Origin of the sequence: Pedobacter sp. CAN_A7, assembly GCF_015752175.1 — a bacterium.
Taxonomy (GTDB): domain Bacteria; phylum Bacteroidota; class Bacteroidia; order Sphingobacteriales; family Sphingobacteriaceae; genus Pedobacter.
Window position 1 is genome coordinate 218827 of the sequence record NZ_JADOUW010000002.1, and the last position, 17368, is coordinate 236194.

General features: G+C 40.2%; 20 protein-coding genes. 11 read left to right on the top strand and 9 right to left on the bottom strand.

The window, feature by feature from the left end; genetic code table 11:
• Positions 1–2: 2 nt before the first annotated feature.
• From IWX76_RS07175 to rsfS, 3 genes are read right to left on the bottom strand one after another with little or no spacing between them, the layout of a single operon-like run.
• Complete coding sequence (locus IWX76_RS07175; RefSeq protein WP_196859231.1) at positions 3–647, bottom strand: LutC/YkgG family protein; 645 nt, start codon at positions 645–647, stop codon at positions 3–5.
• 51 nt (positions 648–698) lie between these two features.
• Entirely contained in the window at positions 699–2786 is a 2088-nt protein-coding gene (ftsH, locus tag IWX76_RS07180; RefSeq protein WP_196860020.1) for an ATP-dependent zinc metalloprotease FtsH, read from the bottom strand.
• A gap of 24 nt (positions 2787–2810) precedes the next feature.
• A complete protein-coding gene (gene rsfS / locus IWX76_RS07185) occupies positions 2811–3185 on the bottom strand; it encodes a ribosome silencing factor (RefSeq protein ID WP_196859232.1) in 375 nt (124 codons plus the stop codon).
• Between the two features lie 42 nt (positions 3186–3227).
• Between rsfS and IWX76_RS07190 the strand changes: the two genes are divergently transcribed.
• The 4 genes from IWX76_RS07190 (at position 3228) to pfkA (ending at position 7230) form a co-directional block, all read left to right on the top strand.
• Positions 3228–3998 (top strand): biotin--[acetyl-CoA-carboxylase] ligase, encoded by a 771-nt coding sequence (locus tag IWX76_RS07190; protein ID WP_196859233.1) that lies wholly within the window; start codon positions 3228–3230, stop codon positions 3996–3998.
• A 13-nt stretch (positions 3999–4011) separates the two neighbouring features.
• On the top strand, positions 4012–4461 hold the full coding sequence (locus tag IWX76_RS07195) for a protein-disulfide reductase DsbD domain-containing protein (RefSeq protein ID WP_196859234.1): 450 nt from the start codon (positions 4012–4014) through the stop codon (positions 4459–4461).
• Positions 4462–4565: 104 nt separating this feature from the next.
• A complete protein-coding gene (locus IWX76_RS07200; RefSeq protein ID WP_196859235.1) occupies positions 4566–6254 on the top strand; it encodes a protein-disulfide reductase DsbD family protein in 1689 nt (562 codons plus the stop codon).
• On the top strand, positions 6247–7230 hold the full coding sequence (gene pfkA / locus IWX76_RS07205) for a 6-phosphofructokinase (RefSeq protein ID WP_196859236.1): 984 nt from the start codon (positions 6247–6249) through the stop codon (positions 7228–7230). The genes IWX76_RS07200 and pfkA overlap by 8 nt, the downstream gene beginning before the upstream one ends.
• Here pfkA and IWX76_RS07210 read toward each other — a convergent pair.
• Complete coding sequence (locus IWX76_RS07210) at positions 7219–7746, bottom strand: 5' nucleotidase, NT5C type (RefSeq protein WP_334641438.1); 528 nt, start codon at positions 7744–7746, stop codon at positions 7219–7221. The genes pfkA and IWX76_RS07210 overlap by 12 nt on opposite strands.
• A gap of 129 nt (positions 7747–7875) precedes the next feature.
• Here IWX76_RS07210 and IWX76_RS07215 point away from each other — a divergent pair, with 129 nt between their 5' ends.
• From IWX76_RS07215 to trmD, 3 genes are all read left to right on the top strand, one after another.
• The gene (locus IWX76_RS07215) at positions 7876–8445 is read left to right on the top strand and encodes a 30S ribosomal protein S16 (RefSeq protein WP_196859237.1); all 570 of its coding nucleotides are present in this window, start codon (positions 7876–7878) and stop codon (positions 8443–8445) included.
• 114 nt (positions 8446–8559) lie between these two features.
• The gene (rimM, locus tag IWX76_RS07220; RefSeq protein ID WP_196859238.1) at positions 8560–9087 is read left to right on the top strand and encodes a ribosome maturation factor RimM; all 528 of its coding nucleotides are present in this window, start codon (positions 8560–8562) and stop codon (positions 9085–9087) included.
• 8 nt (positions 9088–9095) lie between these two features.
• Positions 9096–9773: a tRNA (guanosine(37)-N1)-methyltransferase TrmD gene (gene trmD, locus IWX76_RS07225; RefSeq protein ID WP_196859239.1), complete on the top strand. Its 678-nt coding sequence runs from the start codon at positions 9096–9098 to the stop codon at positions 9771–9773.
• On the opposite strand, the gene IWX76_RS07230 is transcribed toward trmD, so the two are convergent.
• Positions 9774–10127, bottom strand: a complete 354-nt coding sequence (locus IWX76_RS07230; RefSeq protein WP_196859240.1) for a hypothetical protein — start codon at positions 10125–10127, stop codon at positions 9774–9776.
• Positions 10128–10425: 298 nt separating this feature from the next.
• Here IWX76_RS07230 and rplS point away from each other — a divergent pair, with 298 nt between their 5' ends.
• Complete coding sequence (gene rplS, locus IWX76_RS07235; RefSeq protein WP_196859241.1) at positions 10426–10773, top strand: 50S ribosomal protein L19; 348 nt, start codon at positions 10426–10428, stop codon at positions 10771–10773.
• Between the two features lie 375 nt (positions 10774–11148).
• On the opposite strand, the gene IWX76_RS07240 is transcribed toward rplS, so the two are convergent.
• The 3 genes from IWX76_RS07240 to IWX76_RS07250 form a co-directional block, all read right to left on the bottom strand.
• On the bottom strand, positions 11149–11808 hold the full coding sequence (locus IWX76_RS07240) for a phosphatidylserine decarboxylase family protein (protein ID WP_196859242.1): 660 nt from the start codon (positions 11806–11808) through the stop codon (positions 11149–11151).
• Between the two features lie 82 nt (positions 11809–11890).
• Complete coding sequence (hpt, locus tag IWX76_RS07245) at positions 11891–12436, bottom strand: hypoxanthine phosphoribosyltransferase (RefSeq protein ID WP_196859243.1); 546 nt, start codon at positions 12434–12436, stop codon at positions 11891–11893.
• A 16-nt stretch (positions 12437–12452) separates the two neighbouring features.
• Entirely contained in the window at positions 12453–14621 is a 2169-nt protein-coding gene (locus IWX76_RS07250) for a transglycosylase domain-containing protein (RefSeq protein WP_196859244.1), read from the bottom strand.
• 116 nt (positions 14622–14737) lie between these two features.
• Between IWX76_RS07250 and IWX76_RS07255 the strand changes: the two genes are divergently transcribed.
• From IWX76_RS07255 to IWX76_RS07265, 3 genes are read left to right on the top strand one after another with little or no spacing between them, the layout of a single operon-like run.
• Positions 14738–15817 (top strand): Mrp/NBP35 family ATP-binding protein, encoded by a 1080-nt coding sequence (locus tag IWX76_RS07255; RefSeq protein WP_196859245.1) that lies wholly within the window; start codon positions 14738–14740, stop codon positions 15815–15817.
• A 47-nt stretch (positions 15818–15864) separates the two neighbouring features.
• Positions 15865–16110 carry a NifU family protein gene (locus IWX76_RS07260; protein WP_196859246.1) on the top strand — a complete coding sequence of 82 codons (246 nt, stop codon included), beginning with the start codon at positions 15865–15867 and terminating at the stop codon, positions 16108–16110.
• A 56-nt stretch (positions 16111–16166) separates the two neighbouring features.
• Positions 16167–16802: a hypothetical protein gene (locus IWX76_RS07265; protein ID WP_196859247.1), complete on the top strand. Its 636-nt coding sequence runs from the start codon at positions 16167–16169 to the stop codon at positions 16800–16802.
• Here IWX76_RS07265 and def read toward each other — a convergent pair.
• Entirely contained in the window at positions 16799–17359 is a 561-nt protein-coding gene (gene def / locus IWX76_RS07270; protein WP_196859248.1) for a peptide deformylase, read from the bottom strand. The two genes, IWX76_RS07265 and def, sit on opposite strands and share 4 nt — an antisense overlap.
• Positions 17360–17368 lie beyond the last annotated feature (9 nt).

Below are 17368 nucleotides of genomic sequence, written 5' to 3' on the forward strand. Positions count from 1 at the left end.
AATTAACTGAAATCGTCTACCAAAAATACGAACAATTCTTTAGGGCCATGGGCGCCTAATACCAAAGTCTTTTCAATATCGGCCGTACGACTGGGACCGGTAATGGTGGTAATCATGGAAGGTAATTGGGAGCCATATTTGCTTTTGATTAAGGCGAAAGCCTCTTTAAGATCGGGAACCAGCTGACCGGTTTTAGCAATAACAATATGGTGGTGGGGATAGATGCTTAGCCTGCGGCCAGCGCCTGTTTCATTAGAGACCATTACAGAGCCGTTGCGGGCAATTAGAGCCTCGCATAGCGTTATTCCAGCCTCGGCCATTTCAAAGTCCTTATCGGTCTTGTAAAAGGGAAATTCATATTGCTCTAGCAAACCTTGTAATTCAGGTTCCCAGCAGTAGATTTTTCTCCATTTAAACCGATCTGCAAGTTCAAGCATATTTTCGATGAAATCCATCCCGCTTTCACAAAAAATAAAATTGCCGGAAACAGCACTTAGTTGTTCGGCAAATTGTATTTCCAGAATCTCGTCCTCTTTTTTGTATAAGGGCGTTTCTTCTAAATTAGGATGAGGATGATCTCTTTTTTCGAGGAGGGCTTTCCTGATCTTCTTCAGCATCAGCTCTTTTGAAGATATGTTTTCTTGCATAGGAATAAGATATGCTGCCGCCATTTAGGCGGCAGCTTAGCCTCTATTTAATTATTTAATGTCTGGTGTAGAATTTACTGGTGCAGGATCTGCTGTTTCCTCTATGCCATCATGTAACAAACCTTCAGCAGCAGGTGCCTGATCGCCGGTACCATTTACAAACTCGTCATAAGTGGTGCGGTGTTCAAACGGGCGTTTTCCTAAAATCTCTTCAAGATCGGCCTGGAACAAAATCTCTTTCTCAATTAGCTTTTTAGCCAGTTTCTCTAAACCTTCACGGTTAACCGTTAACAGGTCTTTGGTCCTCTGGTAAGCATCAGCAATGATTTTACGAACCTCCTGGTCAATGATTTCAGCAGTTTTATCAGAATAAGGTTTACTGAAGTTATATTCATTTTGCGGATCATGGAAGGAAACGTTACCCACTACAGCATTCATCCCATAAACAGTAACCATGGCATAAGATAATTTAGTAATACGTTCCAGGTCATTCTGAGCACCTGTAGATATTTTACCGAATACAATCTCTTCTGCAACACGACCACCAAGGGTCATACACATGCCATCAGTTAATTGCTCTGTGGTGTATAAAAACTGCTCTTTTGGTAAATACTGCGCATAACCTAATGCAGCAACACCACGTGGAACAATAGATACTTTAACCAATGGGTCTGCATGTTCCAGGAACCAGCCAGCAATAGCGTGACCAGCTTCATGGTAAGCAACAATTTTCTTTTCTTCAGGAGAGATGATTTTGTTTTTCTTCTCTAAACCACCAATCACACGGTCAATGGCATCCTGGAAATCCTGCATATCAACAAAGTTTTTGTTGCGTCTGGCTGCAATTAAAGCGGCTTCATTACAAACGTTTGCAATTTCAGCACCGGCAAAACCTGGTGTTTGTGCAGACAGTTTCTTTGCATCAACTACTTCATCTGTTTTAATAGGTTTTAAGTGAACTTTGAATATCTGCTCACGGCCAACTAAATCTGGTTTGTCGATTGAGATCTGGCGGTCAAACCTGCCGGGTCTTAATAAGGCTGAGTCCAATACATCAGGACGGTTAGTTGCAGCAAGGATAATGATACCAGAATCGGTACCAAAACCATCCATTTCTACCAATAGCTGATTTAAGGTGTTTTCTCTTTCATCGTTACCACCCATCATGCTGTTTTTTCCACGGGCACGACCAATAGCATCCACCTCATCAATAAAGATGATACATGGTGCTTTATCTTTCGCCTGTTTAAACAAATCACGAACACGGGAAGCACCAACGCCGACAAACATTTCAACGAAATCGGAACCTGATAGCGAGAAAAACGGAACTTGAGCTTCTCCTGCAACAGCTTTTGCTAATAAGGTTTTACCTGTACCAGGCGAACCTACCAAAAGTGCTCCCTTAGGGATTTTACCACCCAGGTTAGTGTATTTTTTAGGATTTTTAAGAAAATCGACGATTTCCATCACCTCCTGTTTCGCTTCTTCCAGTCCGGCAACGTCGTTAAAAGTGACGTTAACCTGGCTTTCCTTGTCGAACAAGGTTGCTTTAGATTTTCCAATATTGAATATCTGTCCGCCACCGCCTCCGGCACCACCGCCCATACGGCGCATAATGAATATCCAGAAACCTGCAAACAATAATATCGGTACAATAATGGTAAAGAACCAGGAATTAAAAGTGCTTTGTCTGGTTTCTTTAACGGCTAAAACACGTGCATTTTCAGGCAGATCTTTCTGCGATTCTTTTAGCTGTGTATCCAGTCCGTCCATTGATCCTGCCGTAAAGTAAACGGTAGGGCCTTCTGCTGCACCAAAATTGCTTTTAGCTCGGTATGCATCATATTTGGGATCCTTAATGCGATCTTTTTTAATAAAAACATCGGCACGAACAAGATCCTCATATTTATAAGCAATAATCTTTTCCACATCACCTTTAAGCAGCATCTGTGCCTCAAACGTTTTGTAAGGAACAGGCTTGCTGGTGTCTGCATTAAATAGAAATTGAAGTAAGATCAATCCTAGAATAATAGCAGCGTAAACCCAAAAGATGTTAAACTTATTTCCTTTCTGTGGTTTTTTAGGAATATTCGGTATTCTTTTAATCAGTTTGGGCTTCGTATTTTCTTTATCTTTCATCATGGATTCAAATGTGTTTTTTAATTAAGCGCTTTGATAAGAAGTGGTTTGCGCATCACCCCATAAATCCTCAATTCCATAAAAATTTCTTTTATCAGTCTTGAAAATGTGAACCACAACGTCAAAATAATCAAGGATGATCCATTCTGCATTTTCCTGGCCCTCTTTTTTCCAGGGGTTCGATTGGGTTTTTTTATAAATTTCATCTTCCACGCTATCAGCAATGGCTTTTACCTGCGTAGCGGAATCAGCATTGCAAATAATAAAGTAATCTGAAGCAGCACTATTAAGTTCTCTTAAGTCCAGACGCACAATATCATTTCCCTTTTTCTCCTGTATACCAAATACAGCAAGTTCGGATAAGTATGTTGAGATGTTTCCTATTTTTTTATTTACCATTAAATTTTTTAGTTTTGACTATCTACAAATATAAATCAACACTTGCAAAATAACACTTTTTCAACACTATTTATTGGTCGAAATTTTATTAAATTATCTTCGGTTGATTCGACGAATAACTATCTTAAAGTACTGTTGTCAAAATCCGAGCCAGTACCAGATGGGACTGTTATTATGGCAGATGAGCAATATGCCGGGCGTGGTCAGCAAGAGAATACCTGGCATGCTGCACCTGGGCAGAACCTTACCATCAGTCTGCATTTAAAACCTTCATTTCTGGCTATCAAAAATCAGTTTAAGCTGAATATGGCCGTTAGCATAGCTTTAAACGATGCCTTATTGCCCTTAGTTGGTGAAGGGCTCCGTATTAAATGGCCTAATGACATTTATTACTTAGATCGAAAACTTGGTGGAATTCTAATTGAAAATATCCTCAGCGGGCAACATTATAAATCCAGCATAATCGGCATAGGATTAAACGTAAATCAGCAACAATTTCAGCCATCGCTAAAAGATCGGGCAATTTCCATTCACCAAATTTTACATAAAGATGTTAATTTGGATGAGCTATTAGCGGTTATTTGTAGTCAAATAGAAAGTCAGTATTTAAAATTAAAAAGCAATTCCAACCTTTTGCTTACCCAAGAATATTTGAAAAGGCTTTACAGGTACGGGAAGTTGTCCAGCTTCCGGCACAATGGCCAGGTATTTGAAGGAAGCATCACCGGCATCAATGAGCCGGGCATGTTAATCATCGAAAGTGAAGGGAAGGAACAGGCCTACAATTTTAAAGAAGTAGAATTTATAAATTAAACGTACACACAAAATGAAAAGATTAACCTTAATCTTAACTGTTTTCTTGTTTTCAGCTCTAAGTGCCTCTGCACAGATTTTAAGTCCGGTAACGTGGTCGTATGGTCAGAAAAAAATAAGCAAAACAGAAGCGGTGGTTTACATTAAAGCCAATATCCAAAACGGATGGCATATCTATTCGCAACATGTAAAACCAGGGGGACCCATTAAGACCTCTTTTACTTTCACACCATCTAAAGATTATGTAAAAGTTGGCGCTACTACGGCACCTAAAGCAAAAAGTAAGTTTGAAAAAGTATTTGATATGGATGTCACCTATCATGAAGGTCAGGTAATTTTCCAGCAAAAAGTTAAAATCCTTAAACCCGGTGCTACGGTAAGAGGAAAAATCGAATATATGGTTTGTGATGCCACCCAATGTTTGCCCCCCGCAGAAGTGGATTTTGCGGTGCAAATTAAATAGGTTCCGTCACAGTTCAGTATAAAAATGCATAAAGCACCTCCATATAGAGGTGCTTTTTTTGTTCCCAGATAATTATCACTAATTTCACGGCCTTATTACAAAACATGAGCAGAATAATACTAACGCTAAGCATTTTACTTACCCTTAACTTCTTAAATGTAAGGCAGGTCGCGGCTTTTCAGCAAGATACAGACAGCATTTCTGTGGCTGAAGATGTGGTGTTTACCGAGATAGGTTCAGAAGCCGATACACTTGCAAATGATACGGTTGAAGCTGTAGATACTGCAGAAAAAACAGTGCCAGCAAGTGTAGCCATGACGGAAACAGGCACTTCCGAACAGACCCTATGGCAAACTTTCCTGGAAGGCTTAGCCGGTGGTTTTATTGCCTTTTTAATGCCATGTATCTTTCCAATGGTACCTTTAACCGTAAGTTTCTTTACTAAAAGAGCAGGTAGCCGTCGAAAAGGCATTGGGCAGGCCATTATTTACGGCCTATCGATCATTGTCATTTATGTGGCCTTTGGACTATTAATCACCCTATTGTTTGGTTCGGCCAAATTAAATGAACTCAGCAGCAGTGGCTGGTTTAATTTTGCCTTTTTCATCTTATTGGTGGTCTTTGCCATATCATTTTTCGGCGCTTTTGAAATTACTTTACCAAGCTCATTCGTAAATAAAATAGATCAGAAAGCCGATAGCAGCGGTGGTTTAGGTGGCATTTTCTTTATGGCTGCTTCTCTGGCTCTGGTATCCTTTTCTTGTACCGGACCTATTATTGGTACCTTACTGGTGCAGGCAAGTGCTAAAGGCGAAATCCTGGCTCCGGCTATTGGTATGTTCGGCTTTGCCCTCGCGCTAGCACTCCCTTTTACCTTATCAGCAATATTCCCCGGCTTTTTAAACAGTATGCCTAAATCAGGAAGCTGGTTAAATAGTGTGAAGGTTTGCCTGGGTTTCCTAGAATTGGCCCTGGCTTTAAAATTCTTGTCGGCCGCCGATTTAGTATGGCATTGGGAATGGTTTGACCGTGAAATATTCCTGGCTTTATGGATTGTGATTTTTATCCTGCAAGGAATTTATTTATTGGGCAAAATTAAGTTTTCGCACGATAGCGACCTTCCTTTTGTATCCGTTCCCCGTTTATTCTTTGCCATTTTATCTTTAGCTTTTGGTGTTTATTTAGTGCCTGGATTATGGGGTGCACCCGTTAATGTTTTAAGTGGCATTGCGCCACCCATGCATACACAAGATTTTATTTTAGGCGGAAACACTGCCGCCACTGTAAGCGATGGTACTTCAGGTTTCCCTTCCAAGGTTAAATATGACGATGTTTTACATCCTCCACATGGCTTTAATTCATTTTTCGACCTGGAAGAAGGCATGGCTTATGCTAAAAAAATAAATAAACCAGTACTAATTGATTTTACTGGTCATGCCTGTGTAAACTGCCGTAAAATGGAAGATAAGGTATGGGTGGATCCGGAGGTAGCGCGTTTGATTAAAGAAGAATTTGTGCTGATCCAGCTTTATGTAGATGAGCGTGGTGTAAAAATGCCTGCGGAAAAAGTGCATTATTCGAAATTACTTCGCACCAATACATCAGATCTTGGCCGGTGGAACAGCGATTTTCAGGCCACACAATATAATAGTAATTCCCAGCCATTTTATGTGATGGCCGGGCAAGATTTAAAGCCATTAGTAACCCCTAAAGGTGCTATATTTGACACCGATGCTTATATCGCTTTTCTAAAAAGCGGAATAGCCAAGTTTAACGAAGGAAAGAATGAATAAAATTAAAAATATAGGTGTACTTACTTCCGGAGGAGATGCTCCTGGAATGAATGCAGCCATAAGAGCAGTTGTTAGGGCTGGAATTTATTATAATTTAAAGGTTACCGGTGTAATTAGGGGCTATGATGGCTTGGTTAACGGCAATTTTATGGACATGGACCGTAAGTCTGTGGCCAATATTATCCAGCGTGGCGGAACAATTTTAAAAACTGCCAGGAGCGATAGTTTTCGTACCGTGGAAGGCAGACAACAGGCCTACGATAATTTAAAAGCAAACGGTATTGATGCCTTGGTGGTGATTGGTGGTGATGGTACGTTTACAGGCGCAGATATTTTTATGCAGGAATTTGACTTCCCTATTATTGGTTTACCTGGAACAATTGATAATGACCTGGCCGGAACAGATTTTACCATCGGTTACGACACAGCGATTAACACCGTCATCAATGCTGTAGATAAAATCAGAGACACAGCCGAATCCCATAATCGTTTATTTGTGGTGGAAGTAATGGGGCGTGACTCCGGACTTATCGCCTTGAGAAGTGGTATTGGTGCGGGTGCAGAAGCGATTCTAATTCCAGAATCACAGACTGGTATGGAAGACCTGATCACCAGGCTAGAGCATGGTCGCAAAGATAAAGCGTCCAAAATAGTGATTGTGGCCGAAGGCGATATCGTTGGTGGCGGATTCGACATCTGCGAAGTGTTAAAAGAAAAATTCCCAACCTACGATATCCGTTTCTCTGTTTTGGGGCACATACAAAGAGGAGGTAGCCCGACCTGTATGGACCGCGTGCTAGCGAGCCGTTTAGGCGTGTCTGCAGTAGAGGGTTTGGTTAATGGTCATTCTGGTGAAATGGTAGGACAATTAAACCGTCAGGTGGTGTTTACACCGTTTAGCCATGCCATTAAACATATTGATGTAGAAGAAGTAACACCAGCCTGGTTAGAGCTCGTGGAAATTCTATCCCTTTAAATAAAGTTTATCCAAAACCTGTTGCCAGTTATCGACCCGTTCATATTGGCTGAGCAACAGGTTATGCGGAGAAGAGAAGAGCAGGGTGCGGCCCTTGAATTCATTGAAATTCCTCACACGGTCATCAATCAATACATCGGCATTGATAATTTTATTGCCGCAGAAAATGATATTTTGCCAGCTGATAAAAGGAAAATGATCGCCAAGCCAATCCAGCTTGTCTTCCAGCGAGTTCCTAAACTCCATGGCTGCCGATACGATGTAAACTTCGTGCTGTTCCTGGAGTTTTTTTATGGCATTCACACTACCTTCAATCACGTCTAAATCCCTGAAAAAGCCCTTTTCATTAATATAATCAAACCATTTTTGATTTAAGTGTTCCGGTACATGATGGTAGATTTCGTTCCCAGGGTCTACCAGCGTATCTAATGGGATACCATAGTCGCGGTGATATAATTTAATGAATTTTTTTAACGGATCGGCAATTACCTCATCCATGTCTATCGCTATTCTCATAAAGGCTATTTAGTGCTATTCAAATTTAGTTTTTTTGCATCTTGCTTGGCATTAGTATTTTAATTACTTTTGCAACCCCGCAAGCATACTGCTCCGGGAACTATGTTGAATACATAAATCTAAGAAAAAATGGCAACTAAAATCAGATTGCAAAGATTCGGTAAAAAAGGAAAACCTTTTTTCCACGTAGTGGTAGCGGATTCCCGTTCACCAAGAGATGGTAAATTTATTGAGCGTTTAGGTTCTTATAACCCAAACACCAATCCTGCAACCATTGAAATTAACTTTGAAAAATCATTAGACTGGATAAACAAAGGTGCACAACCTACGGATACTTGTCGTGCTATCCTTTCTTACAAAGGTGTTTTATACAAAAAACACTTAGAAGGTGGTATTAAAAAAGGTGCTTTAACTGCAGAACAAGCTGATGCTAAATTTGCTGAATGGTTAAACACAAAAGGTGAGCAGATTGAAGGTAAAAAAGATAACTTAACTAAATCAAAAGGTGAAGTTAGAGAAGCTGCCTTAGCTGCTGAAGCTAAGAAAAATGCTGATCGTGGTGCTGCTATTGCATTGAAAAATGCACCTGTAGAAGAAGAAGTAGTAGAAGAACCAGTTGCTGAAGAAGCTACTGAGGAAACTGTTGAAGAAATTCCTGCAGCTGAAGCCACTACAGAAGAAAATAAAGAAGAAGCATAGTCTTTTTCTTTTTCTAAAAAATAGCGAAGGAGTCATTCAATTGACAATCCCTTCGCTATTTTTATTTAATCAAATTGGTAATCTCGCCCAGAATACGGGAAATAATATTACGCCATGACACTAGATGAAGCTTATTACATTGGTTATATCACCAAAACCAAAGGTCTTAAAGGAGAGCTGCAGCTCTATTTTGAATATGATGCACCGGAACTTTTAGAACTTGATGTAGTCTTTGCCGACATCAACGGTAAAATGGTTCCTTTTTTTGTCGCCTCTTACAAATTACAAAACAACAGTACTGGTAATTTCTATTTCGACGATATCGATCATATTGATAAAGCACAAGCCCTGGTACGTAAAAAGATTTATATTCCTTTAACCAAGGTTCCAGACCGTGAAGACGAGGATTTTCATTATAACGATTTAAAAGGATTTATCGTTTCTGATGAAACTCACGGAGAATTAGGTGAAATTCTGGAAATAAACGAGTACCCGCAACAATTTGTTGCTACAGTATCCTATAAGGATAAAGAAGTGTTATTTCCGCTTCACGAAGATATGATTATAGAGATTGATGAAGAACAGCAAACCTTGCTGATCGATCTTCCTGAAGGCCTTCTGGATATTTACCTGAATAATTAACACCAACCATGCGTTTCGACATCATCTCTGTATTACCTGCGTTATTAGACAGCCCATTTGCCCATTCTATTTTGCAACGTGCCCAAACCAAAGGCATTGTGGAAATTGTGGTTCACAATTTACGTGAATATGCAGATAACAAACAGAAAAGTGTAGACGACTATCCATATGGTGGTGGTTCGGGCATGGTGATGTCTATTCCTCCTTTTGCAAAATGCATTGAAGCCTTGAAAGCAGAACGTGACTACGATGAAGTGATCTTTATGAGTCCCGACGGCGTTACGCTTAACCAGACCATGGCTAACGAATTATCAGGCAAAGGAAATATCATGATCTTGTGTGGGCATTACAAGGGCATAGACCAGCGTATAAGAGATTTGTTTGTCACCCGGGAGATTTCCATTGGTGATTACGTTTTGTCTGGTGGTGAGCTTCCTGCGGCTGTTCTCGTTGATGCGATCGTGCGCCTGATTCCTGGAGTACTCAATGATGAAACGTCGGCCCTGTCTGATAGTTTTCAGGGCGAATTGCTGGATGCGCCTGTATATACCCGTCCTGCAGATTGGAATGGACATAAAGTGCCTGACATCTTGTTAAGCGGACATGAATCTAAAATTAATGAATGGCGCCATGAGCAGGCGGTAGCCAGAACCCGCCAACGTCGTCCAGACCTTCTGGGCGAATAATTATTTGCTTAACAGCGAAATAATCTTGTCTTTATCTTTCAGCTGGTCCCGCAGGGTGCTTAGCATCTCCTTATGATTTTTAAGCTCCATTTCTAATATAGAAGCCTCATGTTCTCCATCGGGTGCTTTTAAAGCCTCTTTATCCAACAAATGCGTCGGGTTGGTTTCCTCAAAAAATACAGTAGGGGGTACATTCAAAATTTTGGACATCAAAATCAGGTCGTTGTATTTCAACGAACCTTTAAGCAGACTTAATTTCAAACCGTCAAACGTTTTATTCATCTCTACAGAAAGCCAGCTTAATGACCTGTTGTTTTTTTTTAAGATTTCATTAACGATCGTTTTTAAATACATAAAATTTGGTTTGAGGTGAATAGCTGATAGTGCACCGTATTTCTCTAAAAAGATGGCTATTGCGCTAGCGTTTGCGTAAAAATACGTAAATTACTATGGTTTAACATACAATTTTACTAATTGCGCCTACAATGTATATTTTTTTAGCAGGTGCTTGTGAAGCTGGTTACGGAAGTAAACAAAGTAAATGCCAATGATTTTGGAAAAAAATGAAAATCACTTTCATATGTTAAATAAAATCCCTAATATTGCAATCCGATTTTCAAACAACAGAATGTCGGCTTAATAGCTTAAAATCATGGATTTAGTAAAATTTGTTGAAGAGCAGGTAATCGTAAAAAATGAATTTCCTGCATTCAAATCAGGAGATACAGTGAGTGTTCACTATAAAATTCGCGAAGGTAATAAAGAACGTATTCAAATTTACCAAGGCGTAGTGTTACAACGTAATAGCGTAGGTGCTAATGAAACGTTTACAGTTCGTAAAATGTCTAATGGGGTTGGCGTAGAGCGTATCTTCCCGATTAACTCCCCTAACATTGCAAAAATTGAGGTTCATAGCCACGGTAAAGTACGCAGAGCGAAATTGTTCTATCTACGTGCATTAACTGGTAAAGCTGCCCGTATCAAATCTAAAAGAATTTAATTTTCTTTCGAGCATATTTAGCCTTCCTGGTTTTACCAGGGAGGTTTTTTTGCGTCCGGTAAATTCTGGGTATAAGCTAAGGCCCATGCGTAAGAATTCGCTCAACCGCTACCAGGACTTGTGTACAGGCTTACCTCGGTTCCAATCAGATTCTTAGCAAGACCGGGATAACAACGCATCTGGTACGGCTTTAGTACGGAACTCGTACGGGAGTTGTCGAACCAGTCCCGTACAAGGTGCGTTCAAGGTACGTCTCAACTACGGACTTGACAGGAGGAAGGGTCAAAGCCTGGTCGGGCTAAATAAGCTGTTTTAAGCCATAAAAAAAGAGCAACCGACGGATTGCTCTTTTTAAGTAAGTAAGGAGCTTAGCGCTTAGCTTAACTGGCCCATAACGGTTATGCCACCCTTAACCATTTGGTTAAGTTCAACATTTATTTTGGTGCCTACCGGCAGAAAGATATCTACCCTGGAGCCAAACTTAATGAATCCAAATTCTTTTCCCTGTTCTACCACATCGCCTTCTTTAACATACCATACAATTCTACGGGCTAAAGCACCTGCAATTTGTCTGTACAATACCGGAATGCCTGTGGCATGTTCCACCACTACCGTTGTTCTTTCGTTCTCTGTAGATGATTTAGGGTTCCAGGCCGCTAAATATTTACCAGGATGGTATTTGAAAAATTTTACCACACCAGAAATAGGATTTCTGTTGATGTGCACATTCACAGGCGACATAAAAATGGATACCTGTAGTCTTCTATCTTTAAAGTATTCGCCTTCTTCAGTTTCTTCAATAACCACCACTTTTCCATCAGCAGGGCAAATCAATGCGGTATCGTCGAAAGCAAAAGCACGCCTTGGGTTTCTGAAAAACTGAAGTACGGTAATGAAAAGGGCAAATGATATGATGTATATCAACCAGCGTAACCAGGTGATGTCAGCGTAGCGGTAATCAATAAAAGCATTAATAACAAAAATAAACAACACGGTAATTGCAATTGTTGTATAGCCTTCCTTATGTATAGTCATTGTAAAAAAATTATTTCTGTAAAATTGGGAAAATTTATCCGTCCAGCACGTATTTAGGTTAAAATAATGCCTTTAAATTTATTTAAGCAGGTATAGTGGCGCGGTAAATATCCTTTAGGTTTCTGCCCAGGCCATTATAATCAAGTCCGTAACCCACCACAAATTCATTAGGTATTTCAAATCCTACATATTCCAGCTCTGGTATAGGTTCCAGTAAGGCACTGGGTTTAAATAATAAGGAACATACTTTAACCGATGAAGGTTGTTGTGAATGAACCTTTTCCAAAATATATTTAAGGGTGGTACCAGTGTCTACAATGTCTTCCACCAGAATGATGTCTCGGTTATGCAAGTTATCTGGTAAGCCGAATGCTTCTTTTACAGAGCCGGTAGTTGAGGTTCCATTATAGGAAGAAACGCGGATAAAGGCAATTTCGCAAGCCACATCAATTTCCCTAAGCAAATCGGCCATAAACATAAAACTGCCATTTAAAACCCCAATAATAATAGGACAGCGCGTTTCATAATCTACATTTAACTGTATACCAATTAAACGGGTGCGTTTATTGATCTGGTCATTTTCTAATAGGATTTCGAAATCCTTATCTTCTATTTGTATGGTCTCCATAGGTAATTATACACAACTAACCATTGCCATTCTGCTTCTCTTCCTGTTCTTTTTCCCTTTGCCGCTCTTCGCGTCGTTCCTGGCGCAATTGCTTTTTGGTCTTTTGAACGGTATCAGCCGGTACACTGGATTTGTTAGTCGTGTCTTTATTTTTACCGCCAAAGATACGATCAAACAAGCTCTTCGCATTATCTTCCATCTGTATAACGGGCATTTGACCGTCATCATCGTCAAAAGCAGTCGTATCCAGGGTTGCCGTATCTGGTAACAGGTACTGTCGTAAGCCTTCTCTTAAACGAACATTATAAAAGCCATACCCACTCGTGTCAGCAGGTGTTAAGCCTCGTCGGGCCATGATATTGCCCATGTACCTGAAATAAGGATACATATAGTCTTTCAGGCCACCGTCACCACGGAATTTATATAGGGCAATCTTTGGTCTGGGTACAATGTTAGCTAAAAAGATCCCCTCGCCAATGGTTAAATTAGCAGGTGTTTTACCAAAATAATACCTTGATGCTTCGCCGATGCCGTAAACATTCCTGCCCATTTCGATGATGTTGAAATAGACTTCCAGCATCCGCTGTTTACTGATCAGGCGGTTATTTTCGATAAGCCACACGATTAAAATTTCCTCCGCTTTTCTGGACAAGGTTTTATTGCGACTGAGAAACACGTTTTTTACCAATTGCATGGAGATGGTGCTGCCTCCCCTGACAAATCGTTTCTCTTTAAAATTGACGACAAATGATTTACGGAAAGATTCCATCACAAAACCTTTATGGCTCATAAAGGAGGGATCCTCTGACGTTAACAGCGCATTTTTATAATTATTTGATATGGCGTTTAGTGGCGTATAATTGGGGTTGGATGGACCAATCATAATGTCGCGCATGGGCTTGCCATACTCATAAGGGGTGTAGACAAAAGGTTTATTAATCTTTTGCAGGTTAGTTTTTCCCCATTTCACAATTTTAAACTGGTTAGGAGTTAAAGAAGAGGTAAATCGTACACTATCTGGTATGGCGGTATCCAGGTGAAAGTGAAGATTATATTTAACTTTTCCCTGTACTTTTAATCCGTCTAAAGATTCAAATAAACCCTTTGGGAAGCCATTTAATATGTTCTGGGCATCCTGGTCAGGTGCATGTATTTTTACCTCATAAATTTTATGGGGCTTAAGCGTGTATTTAATAAAAGGATGGAATTTAGCCTGGTGCAAATAAACCGTAGAAGTACTATCAAGCGCCGCGTATTCCTTGCCAATGATTAAATCGGCATCCACCTTGGCATCCGGTACCACAATATCGTTAGCTGCGATTTTTTCATGGTTGATCAGCAGGTTTTTGACCGACCAGGAGCCCTTCAATTTAAAGGTATCATCGCGGTAGCGGGCTTCTTTTAATTCTGTACGTACCGTATCAAAACTAATTTTTGCGTTTAATTTTTTGTTGAGGAAAGGAAGCTCCACCTTTTTTTGATCAGCATAGAGCAATACATCCATGCGTTTATTGGTAGGCTCCATCAGGCCATTGATGTGCCATGTGGCTTCTTTTTGGTTAACCACAATGGTCGATTTTAAGTCGCCATCATCAATTGTGGCCGAGGTGGTCAGGAAAGTCAGGTGTGTGGTATCGTTTTCTTTATATTCAAACAATAGTTGCTGCACTTCCATCTCATCAGGAATTTTATACAATACCTGGTTCAGTAGATTATTAGCTAAACTGGCCAGGTCAAGCTCCCCTTTTACAGCTGTACTGTCTTTTTTCTTTCTTTTCAGTATAAAATCAAGGTTGGTCAGGGAGTCTCTTTTTACCACACTCACTTTCCCTTTATTCAGGGTCATTTTAGACAATTTTAGATCGCCGAAGAGAAGGGGGAACAGTTTTACGCCAATGGTAAGGTCGGCAATGGTCGACAACGTATCACGGTCTTTGGGGACTACCGAAATATCGGTCATGTGTACAGTGCTGAGGCCATTAAAGCCTGCGGAACCAATTTTCACCTGAAGACCATAGCTTTTATCGGCTTTATTGATGGCCCTTGCCACCATAGTTTTTAGCAGGGCAGCTCTTTTGGTGTAAGCAATCGCTCCGGCAACCATAAAAAGGAGTAAAAACACACCTAGTACCCATGCAGCAATCTTTATATATTTTTGAGGAACCTTAATCTTCGGTATATCCATGTTGTAATGTAGAGGTATATTGCTAAACGTTAAACATAAATGTTTATTTCGTGTTAAAATTACGCTTAAAAAGCTTAAACTCAATTAATGTAAGCGGCTTTTGTTAATTTTGGATAATGATAATCACCAACGAACAAGTTTTAAACGCCTTAAGGAATGTAGAAGACCCGGATCTGAAAAAGGATTTGGTGACGCTAAACATGATTAAGGACGTTAAAATCGAAGATAGAAACGTTAGTTTTACCCTGGAGTTAACCACCCCGGCCTGCCCATTAAAGGACATGTTAAAGAACGCCTGTTTAAATGCCATCAAGTATTTTGTGGCTAAGGATGCAGAAGTTCATATTAACATCACATCGAGGGTAACAAAACCAGCAGATATTATGCAGTTAAGCCAAATCAAGAACATCATTTTGGTCTCTTCAGGAAAAGGTGGCGTAGGAAAATCTACGGTAGCAAGTAACCTGGCGATCGCCCTTGCTGCAAATGGCGCAAAGACGGGTTTAATTGATGCAGATATCTACGGGCCATCTGTGCCTACCATGTTTGGATTGGTGGGTGCGAAACCTGCTGCCCGTGAAACGGAAGATGGTAAAACCTTAATTCTGCCTATTGAAAAATATGGGATTAAGTTATTGTCTCTGGGTTTCTTTGCAGATCCAGACCAGCCTGTGCCATGGCGCGGACCAATGGCATCGAATGCGGTAAAACAACTGTTTAATGATGCCGACTGGGGTGAACTGGATTACTTGATTGTTGACCTTCCGCCGGGTACAGGTGATATTCACATCACAATTACACAGAGTTTTCCCATTGCCGGTGCCGTCATTGTGACCACACCACAGCAGGTAGCCCTGGCCGATACCAGAAAAGGATTAGCCATGTTCAGGATGCCAAGTATTAATATTCCGGTTTTAGGCGTTATAGAAAATATGGCGTATTTTACGCCTGATGAATTACCCGATAACAAATATTACATTTTTGGTAAAGACGGGGGTAAACATTTAGCTACATCATTTGATGTGCCATTTCTGGGAGAAATACCGATTGTTCAAAGTATCACCGAAGGTGGCGATCAGGGTATTCCAGTAGCTTTAAATCGAGGTACGGTACTTGCGGCATCCTTTTCGGAAATAGCGGGTAAGGTTGCACAACAATTAGCAATTAGTAACGCACAAAGTGTAATTGCTAAATAATTAGTATTTTTATAACACAACAAAACAATAAATTAAAACAGAGCCAGATGAATTTAACAGAGCAAGTAGAGCAGGCATTGGAAACAATCCGACCTTATTTAATAGCGGATGGGGGAGACGTTGCCATAGAGGAAATTACATCAGACAATGTAGTTAAGTTAAGATTATTGGGAAATTGCGGCTCATGCAAAATGAGTTTTATGACCATGAAAGCAGGAATTGAACAAGCCATTATGAAGGCAGTTCCACAAATTACTTCAGTAGTGGCGGTAAATCTTGCCGAGCCGGTATAATTTCCATTTAACACATTTTAACTTCCCACTATTTTATTTACCCTTATTTTTGTACAATGAAGTATAGTTTTACCTTATTGTTGATGCTTTTTTTTGCCGGGGCTTTTGCTCAGCAAATGCCTGCCGGTAAAAAATTGTTGCAATTTTCGGGAATGATAACAGATGTTGACAGCAATAGGGTGGTGCCATATGTAACCATTAGTAACGAAAGCACCAATGAGCAACGTTCAGCAAATTACCAGGGTTACTTTTCATTTGTAGCCCATCCTGGCGATACCATCATGTTTACTGCCGTTGGTTTTACTAAAGCGCAGCTGGTGATTCCTGTGGATCATCCTTCCGATAGTTATACCACCATGGTTAAAATGAATTCAGAGATCGTTTACCTGCCTACAGTGCATATTTATCCATGGGCAACAACGGAGGAGTTCACGAAAGAGTTCCTTTCCATGAAAGTGGCTGATGATGACGTGGAAATTGCAAAGAAAAACTTAAGTTCTCAAAGTTTAATGGGGATGGCACAAACCCTTTCACGTGATGCCGGAGAGATATCGGGCATAAACTGGCGTTTAAATCACGATAGGGCGTTAAATAAAAACATGGTGCAAACGAATCCATTGTTGAATCCGTTTGCATGGGGTAAGTTTACGCAGCAAATTCTTAACGGTGATAAAAGCCGTAAAGGAAATTAGCGTTTTTTAGTTTGTTTAGGAAAGCGCATTTTATAATCTGTATGCACATTACCTTTAGCAATATTGTCTAATTTAGACTTCAGCATTCTTTTACGCAGTAAGCTCAGTTTGTCAGTAAACAACTTACCTTCAATGTGATCGTATTCATGTTGTATCACACGCGCAGCCATTCCTGACACTTTTTCCTGGTGTAATACCCAAAGCTCATCATAATACTTAATTAAGATGGTTGGTTTACGCATTACATCTTCTCTAATGTCGGGAATACTCAAACAACCTTCATTAAATGCCCATTCATCGCCGCTTTCGTCTACAATTTCAGCATTGATAAAAACTCTTTTGAAGCCTTCTTTTCCGTCCTCATCTGCACCTGTATCCACCACAAAAAGACGAATAGGTAAACCAACTTGTGGAGCCGCTAAACCCACTCCACTGGCTGCATACATGGTTTCGAACATGTCATCAACAAGTTGTTGTAACTCAGGATACTCCTGGTCTATATTCTTACACACCTTTTTTAAAACCGGGTCGCCGTAGGCTACTATTGGAAACTTCATGCCACAAAA

Excerpts from the sequence above, each read along its gene's own strand:
- IWX76_RS07255 (WP_196859245.1), top strand. The coding sequence starts at position 14,738 with ATGATAATCACCAACGAACAAGTTTTAAACGCCTTAAGGAATGTAGAA.
- hpt (WP_196859243.1), bottom strand. The coding sequence starts at position 12,436 with ATGGAGACCATACAAATAGAAGATAAGGATTTCGAAATCCTATTAGAA.
- IWX76_RS07265 (WP_196859247.1), top strand. The coding sequence starts at position 16,167 with ATGAAGTATAGTTTTACCTTATTGTTGATGCTTTTTTTTGCCGGGGCT.
- IWX76_RS07250 (WP_196859244.1), bottom strand. The coding sequence starts at position 14,621 with ATGGATATACCGAAGATTAAGGTTCCTCAAAAATATATAAAGATTGCT.
- IWX76_RS07215 (WP_196859237.1), top strand. The coding sequence starts at position 7,876 with ATGGCAACTAAAATCAGATTGCAAAGATTCGGTAAAAAAGGAAAACCT.
- rimM (WP_196859238.1), top strand. The coding sequence starts at position 8,560 with ATGACACTAGATGAAGCTTATTACATTGGTTATATCACCAAAACCAAA.
- ftsH (WP_196860020.1), bottom strand. The coding sequence starts at position 2,786 with ATGAAAGATAAAGAAAATACGAAGCCCAAACTGATTAAAAGAATACCG.
- pfkA (WP_196859236.1), top strand. The coding sequence starts at position 6,247 with ATGAATAAAATTAAAAATATAGGTGTACTTACTTCCGGAGGAGATGCT.
- IWX76_RS07175 (WP_196859231.1), bottom strand. The coding sequence starts at position 647 with ATGCAAGAAAACATATCTTCAAAAGAGCTGATGCTGAAGAAGATCAGG.
- trmD (WP_196859239.1), top strand. The coding sequence starts at position 9,096 with ATGCGTTTCGACATCATCTCTGTATTACCTGCGTTATTAGACAGCCCA.
- IWX76_RS07260 (WP_196859246.1), top strand. The coding sequence starts at position 15,865 with ATGAATTTAACAGAGCAAGTAGAGCAGGCATTGGAAACAATCCGACCT.
- rplS (WP_196859241.1), top strand. The coding sequence starts at position 10,426 with ATGGATTTAGTAAAATTTGTTGAAGAGCAGGTAATCGTAAAAAATGAA.
- IWX76_RS07195 (WP_196859234.1), top strand. The coding sequence starts at position 4,012 with ATGAAAAGATTAACCTTAATCTTAACTGTTTTCTTGTTTTCAGCTCTA.
- IWX76_RS07210 (WP_334641438.1), bottom strand. The coding sequence starts at position 7,746 with ATGAGAATAGCGATAGACATGGATGAGGTAATTGCCGATCCGTTAAAA.
- IWX76_RS07200 (WP_196859235.1), top strand. The coding sequence starts at position 4,566 with ATGAGCAGAATAATACTAACGCTAAGCATTTTACTTACCCTTAACTTC.
- def (WP_196859248.1), bottom strand. The coding sequence starts at position 17,359 with ATGAAGTTTCCAATAGTAGCCTACGGCGACCCGGTTTTAAAAAAGGTG.
- IWX76_RS07240 (WP_196859242.1), bottom strand. The coding sequence starts at position 11,808 with ATGACTATACATAAGGAAGGCTATACAACAATTGCAATTACCGTGTTG.
- rsfS (WP_196859232.1), bottom strand. The coding sequence starts at position 3,185 with ATGGTAAATAAAAAAATAGGAAACATCTCAACATACTTATCCGAACTT.
- IWX76_RS07230 (WP_196859240.1), bottom strand. The coding sequence starts at position 10,127 with ATGTATTTAAAAACGATCGTTAATGAAATCTTAAAAAAAAACAACAGG.